Source organism: Bradyrhizobium sp., from assembly GCF_049581145.1.
Lineage (GTDB): Bacteria > Pseudomonadota > Alphaproteobacteria > Rhizobiales > Xanthobacteraceae > Bradyrhizobium.
Window position 1 is genome coordinate 1 of sequence record NZ_JBAURI010000414.1, and the last position, 8866, is coordinate 8866.

The 8866-nt window shown below is 65.5% G+C and carries 8 protein-coding genes and 1 pseudogene; 3 read left to right on the forward strand and 6 right to left on the reverse strand.

The window, feature by feature from the left end; all coding sequences use genetic code 11:
• Positions 1 to 14: 14 nt before the first annotated feature.
• Positions 15 to 944, reverse strand: coding sequence for a 2-dehydropantoate 2-reductase (locus WCB02_RS13475; RefSeq protein WP_423958720.1), 930 nt, complete (start codon positions 942 to 944; stop codon positions 15 to 17).
• Between the two features lie 230 nt (positions 945 to 1174).
• Here WCB02_RS13475 and WCB02_RS13480 point away from each other — a divergent pair, with 230 nt between their 5' ends.
• The 3 genes from WCB02_RS13480 to WCB02_RS13490 all read left to right on the forward strand — a co-directional run bounded on the left by WCB02_RS13480 (position 1175) and on the right by WCB02_RS13490 (position 3866).
• Entirely contained in the window at positions 1175 to 1957 is a 783-nt protein-coding gene (locus WCB02_RS13480) for a class II aldolase/adducin family protein (protein ID WP_423958721.1), read from the forward strand.
• Positions 1958 to 2430: 473 nt separating this feature from the next.
• Positions 2431 to 2775, forward strand: coding sequence for a DUF952 domain-containing protein (locus WCB02_RS13485; RefSeq protein WP_423958722.1), 345 nt, complete (start codon positions 2431 to 2433; stop codon positions 2773 to 2775).
• Positions 2772 to 3866: a quinone-dependent dihydroorotate dehydrogenase gene (locus WCB02_RS13490; protein WP_423958723.1), complete on the forward strand. Its 1095-nt coding sequence runs from the start codon at positions 2772 to 2774 to the stop codon at positions 3864 to 3866. Before WCB02_RS13485 ends, WCB02_RS13490 begins: the two co-directional genes overlap by 4 nt.
• Positions 3867 to 3932: 66 nt before the next feature.
• On the opposite strand, the gene WCB02_RS13495 is transcribed toward WCB02_RS13490, so the two are convergent.
• The 5 genes and pseudogenes from WCB02_RS13495 to WCB02_RS13515 form a co-directional block, all read right to left on the reverse strand.
• Entirely contained in the window at positions 3933 to 5192 is a 1260-nt protein-coding gene (locus WCB02_RS13495; protein ID WP_423958727.1) for an MATE family efflux transporter, read from the reverse strand.
• Positions 5193 to 5277: 85 nt separating this feature from the next.
• Positions 5278 to 6012 carry an MBL fold metallo-hydrolase gene (locus WCB02_RS13500; RefSeq protein ID WP_423958724.1) on the reverse strand — a complete coding sequence of 245 codons (735 nt, stop codon included), beginning with the start codon at positions 6010 to 6012 and terminating at the stop codon, positions 5278 to 5280.
• A 22-nt stretch (positions 6013 to 6034) separates the two neighbouring features.
• Complete coding sequence (locus tag WCB02_RS13505) at positions 6035 to 6337, reverse strand: DUF6460 domain-containing protein (protein ID WP_423958725.1); 303 nt, start codon at positions 6335 to 6337, stop codon at positions 6035 to 6037.
• Between the two features lie 75 nt (positions 6338 to 6412).
• Complete coding sequence (locus tag WCB02_RS13510; protein WP_423958726.1) at positions 6413 to 8299, reverse strand: cisplatin damage response ATP-dependent DNA ligase; 1887 nt, start codon at positions 8297 to 8299, stop codon at positions 6413 to 6415.
• Positions 8296 to 8866, reverse strand: a pseudogene (locus WCB02_RS13515) (ligase-associated DNA damage response exonuclease); the annotation flags it as partial. The pseudogene WCB02_RS13515 and the gene WCB02_RS13510, both read right to left, overlap by 4 nt.

Genomic DNA, 8866 nt, shown 5'->3' on the forward strand with positions numbered 1-8866 from the left:
ACGCCCGATCGAGCTCACTGTCCGCGGGCTGTGGCAGCGTCGCTGATCGCACGGCCGAGCGTCAGCAGCGTGCGGTTGAGCGGCATCGGCAGGCCGTGGCGCTCGCCGGCCTCGACCACCGCGCCGGTCAGCGCATCGATCTCGAGCGGCCGGCCCGCCAGGCGATCGAAATACATCGAGGTGCCGGCGTCGGGCGGGTAGGTCAGCACTGTCGCCAGCAATCGCTCCGGTTCGTCGGCGGCAAGCCGTGCGCCGTCGGCGCGCCCGACCGCCGCCGCCTCCTCGAGAATGGCGAGGCAGAGCGTCTTGATGTCGTCGCGCCGGAACACTGCCTGGCGCTGCAGCGTCAGGGCCGTGATCGGGTTGGCGATGGCGTTGAGCAGCAGTTTCCGCCAGGCCAACGTTCTGAAATCGGGGCTGACAAGGATCCGCATCGCCGTGCCATCGAGCAGCGCGGCGAATCCCCGTCCGTCCGGATCAGCGCCGACGGCGAAATCATGTTCGCCGGCGCGCCGGTAACGGATGCGGTCGGGCGCCAGGCGCTCGCCATTGTAATAGACGATGGTCGGCACCACGGTCGCGGCCCCGACCAAGGGGGCCAGGCGCTCGGCATGGCCAATCCCGTTCTGCAGTACCGCGATCCGGGTCCGCGGCCCGCACAACCGCCGCAGCCACGGCACGCTCGAGGCCGTGTCCTGCGCTTTGGTGCACAAGAGGATCCAGTCCACCGGGCTCGCCTGCGCCGGATCGCTCAGCGCGCGGATGGCAACCTCGACCGCGCCTTCCGCCCGCTCCACGACCAGGCGCGTGACCGGTCGCCGGACGCAGGCGACGATATCATGGCGATCCAGCGCTGCGAGCAACCCGGCGATGACCCCGCCGATACTGCCGAGGCCCACGACCGCGACCCTCGTCCGTTCGGAATGAGCTGTATTTGACGACATGGAACTGCAAACCCTCCCAAAGCCTGCCGTAGCGTCGGACCCTCTGACCCGAAATTATGCTCTCAAAAGTGCGATGCGGACGCGCAAATGCAGATGGGAGGCTTGTGCAATTTCCGACCAAGACAGTTCCAAAATGCGTTATCCTGCGGTGTGATGCGCCAACTGCCCGGCCGTCTCGTCGCGGCGAGCGACGCGGATGGCGTCGAAAAAAACATGCAGGGAGAACATTCATGCAGTTCAGGGTTTCGCCGAAGACGCTTTCCGAATGCAGCGCCGAGGAATGGCAGGCGCGGGTCGATCTCGCCGCCGCGCACCGGCTGGCTTACATGCACGGCTTTCATGAGGGCATCTTCAATCATCTGACCCTTGTGGTGCCCGGACGCAGCGACCGCTACTACCAGATCCCGTTTGGCATGCATTGGTCGGAGGTCACCGCGTCGTCCTTCATGGAGGTCGGCATTGATGACGGCCTGGTCAAAAGCGGCGCCGGCGACGTCGAGCGCTCCTGCTACTGCATCCACGCGCCGATCCACAAGGCACTGCCGCAGGCCAAGGCTGTGTTCCACACCCACATGCCCTATGCCAGCGCGCTTACCCGTTTGGAGGATCCGCGCATCAAGGAGATCGGCCAGACCGAGGTCGGGCTGTCCGAGCAGATCGCCTATGACGATGTGTATACCGGGCCTGCGCTCGACCCGGCGGAAGGCGCGCGGCTAGCAGGCGTGATCGGCGACAAGACCATTCTTTTCATGGCCAATCACGGCATCTCGACCGTCGGCTCAACCGTCGCCGACGCTTACGACCGGCTCTACTACACCGAACGCGCGGCGCAGGTGCAGATCTACGCGATGTGGACCGGGCAGCCGCTGAAGCAGCTTCCCCCGCCCGTGGTGGAAAAGACCGAGCGCGATTTCAGGGATGATCAATTGTACAAGGGCCCGAGCCCATCGCAGCGGCATTTCGATGCCTTGAAGCGGATCCTAGACCGCCAGGAGCCAGACTACGCGTCCTGAACTCGCGCCAGCATATCGAAAAAATGTCTCAGGCTGGGCAAAGGCGGTCTTCGCTCCGTGCCCACCTCGCGCGACGAGCGCTCTTGAGAGAAGATGGTCGGCACGTTTAGCCTGCGAATTCGCAACAACGAATGAGCTGGTTGCCGTGTCCGGGCGATCGCGGTCGGAGTATTTGGCGAGCGCGCAGGCTGGCAGATCAGCGCGCGACGGGAGCCGATGCAGTGTGGTCCAGTCTGCGCATGGGTCAGGCGCCACGGCTTTGCCCATCGCCTGGTCTGGACCGGGCGCTTAGGGACGATGATTCTGGGAATCATTCCCAAATTGGCCGGCTTTCCCCAGCCTTGCAAGGGATTGGAAGCTGCCCTTGAGTTCAGCCGGTGCGGCCGATACGGTCGCGGATTGGCCCGCAACCCGTCAGAAGCCTGTAGGCCGAGCCCTTAAGTCCAAGCCCTCGAGCCGCCCCGTCAGGATCCGTGAATACCATCTTTAAAATCTGTTCCGCGTCGGCCTGGCGCGAGGCCGAGCGGCGGGGGGTCTATCGTGGCAGCGCCGATGATGCGCGCGACGGCTTCATTCATTTCTCCACGGCTGCACAGGTCGGCGAGACTGCGCGCAAGCACTTCTTCGGCCAGACGGCGCTGTTCCTGGTCGAGGTCGATGCCGACGCCCTGGGTCAGGCGCTGCGCTGGGAGCGCTCGCGCAACGACGAGTTGTTTCCGCATCTCTACGGCGAACTCGATCTCGGCGCGGTGCGCGCCGTGCTCGAACTGCACACGCGCGCGGACGGATCTCACGACATTCCGGAGCTTGAGCCGTGATCCGGGCCGTCAATGCGTTGTCACTGCCGCTTTTGCGCTGGCTCGATCCTGAGGATGCCCATCGTCTGGCGATCCAAGGCGTGCGGCTGTTGCCGCCGCTGCGGCCGCGGCCGGACAATCCCAAGCTCGCGGTGCGCGCCTTCGGGCTCAATTTTCCCAACCCGATCGGCATGGCCGCGGGTTTTGACAAGAATGCGGAGGTGCCGGACGCGCTGTTGCGGCTCGGCTTCGGCTTTGTCGAGATCGGCACCGTGACGCCGAAGCCGCAAGCCGGCAATCCGCGGCCGCGGCTGTTTCGGCTCGCGCGAGACCAAGCCGTGATCAACCGCATGGGATTCAACAATGACGGCGCCGAAGCCGTGCTGCGCCGGCTCGCTTCGCGCGCCAATCAGGCCGGCATCGTTGGCGTCAATGTCGGCGCCAACCGGGATTCGCCGGATCGCGTCGCCGACTATGTGCACCTGATCGAGACCTTCGCGCCGGTCGCAAGCTACTTCACCGTCAACGTCTCCTCGCCGAACACGCCGGGCCTGCGCAACCTGCAGCAGGCGCACATACTCGATGATCTCCTCGCCAAGGTGATCGATGCGCGCGAACGGGTCCGCGAAAAGGCCGGTGATTCGCCGGTGCTGCTCAAGATCGCTCCCGATTTGAGCCTCGCCGAGCTTGACGAGGTCGTGCATGTCGCCCGCTCGCGCCGGGTGGACGGCATGATCGTGGCCAACACCACGGTGGCGCGGCCCTCGACCTTGCGCGAACCGGCGCTCGCCAAGGAGCAGGGCGGCCTCTCGGGCCGGCCGCTGTTCCGGCTGTCGACGCGTATGGTGGCGGAGACCTACGTCCGGGTCGAAGGGGCGTTTCCGCTGATCGGCGCCGGCGGTATCGACAGCGGCGGCGCCGCGCTGACCAAGATTCGCGCCGGGGCCAGCCTGGTCCAGCTGTATTCGTCGCTGATCTACAAGGGCCTCGGCCTCGTCGACGACATCAAGGCCGATCTCGCCTCCACGCTATTGCGCACCGGTCGCGAGCAGCTGTCGGAAATCGTCGGCGCCGACGCCGCCACCATCACCGCCGAGGACTGGCCGGTTTGAGGGATTCTCCTTTTTTCACCTCGCTCCGCAAGCGGATAAGGAAGAAACTCGCCGACCTCGGATCCATCATGCTGCAAACGATGCCTTCAGCAGCGGCGGATAGCGCAGCGCCTGCAGGCCGCCGCGGGCGGCGTAGAACACCAGCAGTGCGCCCCAGAGCCCGCCATTGCCGAACGAGCGCAGCGCGAACCAGGCGGCGAGAAACATCAGCAGCGACAGCACCATCAGATTGCGCATGTCGCGCGCCCAGGTCGCGCCGATATAGACCCCGTCGAAGCCAAAGGCGAACACCGCAAGCAGCGGCGAAACGATCACGAAGACCAGAAAATCGTGCGCGGCGACGCGCACCGCGGCATTCGCCGTCATGATATCGATCAGGACAGGCCCGAGTGTCGCGAACACCACGGCGACCGCGAGCGCAAAGGCCAAACCCCAGAGCAGGACGAGCCGGGTCGCGCTGGTGAAGTCGCGCCTGTCGCGCGCGCCATAGGCCTGGCCGCAGAGCTGCTCGGCGGCGTTGGCCAGTCCATCGAGAAAGAAGGCGCTCATCAGCAGAAAATTGTTCAGGACCGCGTTGGCGGCGAGCGTCACGTCGCCGGCGCGGGCGCCCTGCGCGGTGAAGAACAGGAACGCCGCGATCAGGGCCGCGGTGCGGATCATGATGTCCCGGTTGACGGCCAGCATCCGCTTCAGCTGTGCACGATCGCACAGCACCGTACGTGGCACGGTCAACGGCCCGCGCACCAGACGCCGCGCGATCAACAGCCCAAGCGCAAGCCCCGTTGCTTCCGCGATCACCGCGGCGATCGCGGCCCCGGCGATGCCGGCGTCAAGCACCAGCACCAGCAGCACGGTGATCGCCATGTTGATCAGGTTGATCGCGATCTGCACGGCGAGCGCCAGCGTCGCGCGCGCCTGTCCGATCAGCCAGCCGAGCACGACGTAATTGGCGAGCGCGAGCGGCGCCGACCAGATCCGGATGCTGTAGTAGGTCCTTGCCGCCCCGGTGACGGCTGCGCTGCCGCCCATGAGGTCGAGCAGCACGGCGGCAAGCGGCAGCTGAAGCGCGATCAAGCCTGCCCCGATCAAGCCCGCGACGACGAGGCCGCGCGCCAGCAGCGCCGGCAATTGCTTGATCTCGCCCGCGCCAAGCGATTGCGCGGTGAATGCGAGCGTGCCCATACGAAGGAAGGCGAATAGCCAGAACAGGCAATCGAAGATCACGGAGGCCATCGCCACGCCGCCAAGCAGGGCCGGATCGCCGAGCCGCCCGATCGCGGTGGTGGCGACTACGCCGATCAAAGGCGTCGTCAGGTTCGCGATCATCGCGGGGCCGGCGATGGCGAAAACCCGCGCGGTCGTGACCCCGGATGGAAGACGCAGCGGGCGAAGTTCCACCTTGCTTGCGCCCCTAGATACTGACGATCATGCCGTCCTGCGCGACTTCGTGCGCACAGGCATCGCGCCGCTCCAGCATGTCGTCGCTCAAATGGGTGAGGATCAGCCGCTTGGGCGTGATCGCGGAGAGATGCGATTCCAGCGTCGCGAGGCTCAAATGATTCTTCACGAGCTTGTCGTAAGTATAGGCTTCGGCGATGAAGAGATCGGCGCCGCACCCCAGCGGAATCAGCGTGTCCGTCCATTCGGTATCGGCGCTATAGGCGATGACGCGACCCTCGGCCTCGATCCGATAGGCGAGAAACGGTCCGCCGGATTCGCCATGCATGACCCGATAGGGCGTGACCGCGATGGTGCCGAATGTCCTGGTCTGCTCCGGCCGCAGCGCAATCACGGACAATTCGAATTTCTGCTTCGTCTTCGACGAGTTCTCGAACAGCGCTTCCATGACCTGGACCAGCCGCGCCTCGACCCCATCGGGCCCGGCGATTACCAGCGGCCGTGTTCGCCGCGAAAATTGCGCATCGAGCAGAAAGAACGGCAGGCCCGCGAAATGGTCGCCATGGAAATGGGTGATCAGGATCAGATCGATATCATTGCGGACGATCCCGAGCCGCTGCAACGCCGGCAGCGAGGAGGCGCCGCAGTCGATCAGAAGATTGGCGGCAGCGCCCCTGAGGTGAAAGCAGGTGTTGGCACGGCCGCCGGAGCCGAATGCATCGCCGCAGCCGACAAATTGCAGTTGCATCGGCTGCGATCTCGCTCTGGAATTACCACCGGTTCCGCGGCGCGAAAATGCGCGACAACAGCCAGATCGGGACCACGATCACGGCGCCGAGCAGGAAATAGCGCCATAGCCAGTTGACGGCGTCGAAGCCGAGATCCCAGAGCCGCTGGAACAACAGCTGGACGCTGCGGAGGATGTTGTAGGGATCGAAGCCGACCGCCGCCAGCACGACGCCGACCAGGATCGACAGCAGGATCAGCCGAAACACGACGGCCAGCGGCGAGCCGCCGAGAAAGCGGGTAAATCCGTCAGGGGCAGCGGGCAATTCCCTGGTGTCGTTAACCATCTCAAAGCTCTCCTTCGCCGCGGTGACGCCGAGTGTACACCCGCGGGATGGACATGGGGAATCCTTCGACGGTCGTCAATGGTTTGTCTTGACCACGGCCTGCTCCACCGCTTCGGTCTTGAGCATGCGCTCCAGCGTCTCCAGTCGGTCAGCCTCGCGCGGCGGCTTGTCCCAGCGCAGCCGGCTGATGCGTGGAAAGCGCATCGCGACGCCGGATTTATGGCGCGGTGAGCGCTGCAGGCCTTCGAACGCGACTTCCAGCACCAGGCCCTGTTCAGGTTCGTGAACGACATGACGCACAGGGCCGAATTTTTCTGTCGTGTTGCGGCGGACGAAACGGTCGATCTGCAGCAGCTCTTCGTCGGTGAAGCCGAAATAGGCTTTGCCGACCGGCACCAACTCGTCGCCATCGGCACCCGACGTCCACACCCCGAAGGTGTAATCGGAATAATAGGATGAGCGCTTGCCGTGGCCACGCTGCGCATACATCAAAACGGCGTCGATGATGTGCGGATCGCGTTTCCATTTCCACCACTCGCCCTTGGGGCGGCCCGGTAGATAGGGCGCCTCGCGCCGTTTCAGCATCACGCCTTCGACGGCCTCGGCATCGTGGCCGGCACCGGCCGCGGCCGGATCGGCGCGCGCGGCGGCGAGCGCCTGCCAGTTGTCGAAAGCAATCGTCGGCGACAGGTCGACCCGGGCCTCTCCCAGTTTTTTGACGAAGGCTTCCAGCCGCGCTCGGCGTTCGGCAAAAGGCCGCGTGCGCAAATCCTCGCAGCCTTCGCTCAACAGGTCATAGGCGCGCAAATGGATCGGGAAATCCTTGGTCAGTTTCGATGAGACGACCTTGCGGTTGAGCCGCTGCTGCAGCACGTTGAAACTTTGCACCCGGCCGTCGCGCACGACCAGCAATTCTCCGTCGATCGCGCCGGGCAGATGCAGCGACGGCAGCAAATCGGGAAAACTGCCGCTGATGTCTTCGCCGCTGCGCGAATAGAGCCGCGTTGCGATGTGGCCGCGCGGGTCGCTTCCCGCCACCGCCTGCACGCGGATGCCGTCCCATTTCCATTCCGCGATGTAGTCGGCCGCGTTGAGATTGTTGAAATCGGTATCCTCGATTGCATGCGCCAGCATGACGGGGCGGAACGGCGCGGGATCGCGATTGACCGGCTTGTCGCCGCGGCCCTCGAGCCAGGCGAACAGCTCGAGGTAAGGCGGCGTCAGTCCGGGCCAGACCAGTTCCACGTCATGCGGGTCCTTGTCGCCAAGGGCCGCGGCCGCGGTCTTGGCCAGCCGCGCGGAGACGCCGATCCGCAGCGCGCCGGTGACGAGCTTCAACAGCGCCCAGCGTCCGGTCTCGTCGAGCTCGTCAAGCCAGCGCGAAAGCTGCTTCGGCAGTTCGGTCTTGCCGAGCGTACGCAGCGTGGTGACGACTTCAGTGAGCGTCGGCGGAGGCGGGTTGTTGTGGCCGGCCATCTTCTCCCCTCCCTCCACGCGCGCAGCGCGTGGCGGGGAGGGGTCGGGGGTGGGGGGTGTTTCCGCCTGATCGATGCCAGCATGAGAGTGCGAATTTGCGGAGCCACCCCCCACCCCCGAGCCCTCAGGGCGAGCTTCGCTCGTCCCGCCCCCGCCGCTGCGCGGGTGTAAGGGAGAAGAAACAGCCGAGGAGGAGACGGAAACGCCGAGCGTGGCGTTCGGCCACATCAGAGCCACGGTCTCTGAGAGGTCGCCGACATAATCATAGGACAGCGCGAACAGCACCGGGTCGGTGCGGTCGGCGATCAGGTCGCGGATCAGGCCGGGCTTGGCGTGCTTGAACGACAGCGCGCCGGTCAGCGCCGCCAACGCATAGCCGCGATCGGGGTCGCCGACCTCGCGAAAATAGGCCGATATCAGCCGCAGCTTGTTGTTGCGGCCAGGCTCATAGGCCAGACGGTCGAGAAGCTCGGCGAAACGGTTCATGCCACGGCGTCCTCGCCTTCCGGCAGCGTCTCGCTCTCCTCCTCGTCGCCATAGCCGACCAGATCGAGCGGCCGCGCGGCAAGGCCCTTGCTCCGGCACCAATGCACCAGCGCGTCTTCCTGGCCATGGGTGACCCAGACTTCGCCGGCGCCGGTTGCGGCAATGGTCGCGGTCAGCCCGTCCCAATCGGCATGATCGGAGATCACCAGCGGCAGTTCGACGCCGCGCTGGCGGGCACGGGCGCGCACCCGCATCCAGCCCGACGCGAAGGCGGTCACCGGATCGGGAAACCGCCGCGTCCAGACGTCGGAGGTGGCGCTCGGCGGTGCCAGCGTGATTGTGCCGGCGAGAGCGGCCTTTTTCACCCCTTTCACGGCACGCAGCTCGCCGAGCGCGATGCCGCGGCTTTGGTAATAGCGCGTGATCTTGTCCATCGCGCCATGCAGGTAGATCGGCGCGTCATAGCCAGCTTCTCGGATCAGCGCGATCACGCGCTGGGCCTTGCCGAGCGAATAGGCGCCGACCAGATGCGCGCGCTCCGGAAACAGCGCGACCGATGCCAACAGC

Coding starts and splice junctions, on each gene's coding strand:
- WCB02_RS13505 (WP_423958725.1), bottom strand. CDS start 6,337: ATGGTTAACGACACCAGGGAATTGCCCGCTGCCCCTGACGGATTTACC.
- WCB02_RS13510 (WP_423958726.1), bottom strand. CDS start 8,299: ATGAACCGTTTCGCCGAGCTTCTCGACCGTCTGGCCTATGAGCCTGGC.
- WCB02_RS13475 (WP_423958720.1), bottom strand. CDS start 944: ATGTCGTCAAATACAGCTCATTCCGAACGGACGAGGGTCGCGGTCGTG.
- WCB02_RS13495 (WP_423958727.1), bottom strand. CDS start 5,192: ATGATCGCGAACCTGACGACGCCTTTGATCGGCGTAGTCGCCACCACC.
- WCB02_RS13500 (WP_423958724.1), bottom strand. CDS start 6,012: ATGCAACTGCAATTTGTCGGCTGCGGCGATGCATTCGGCTCCGGCGGC.
- WCB02_RS13480 (WP_423958721.1), top strand. CDS start 1,175: ATGCAGTTCAGGGTTTCGCCGAAGACGCTTTCCGAATGCAGCGCCGAG.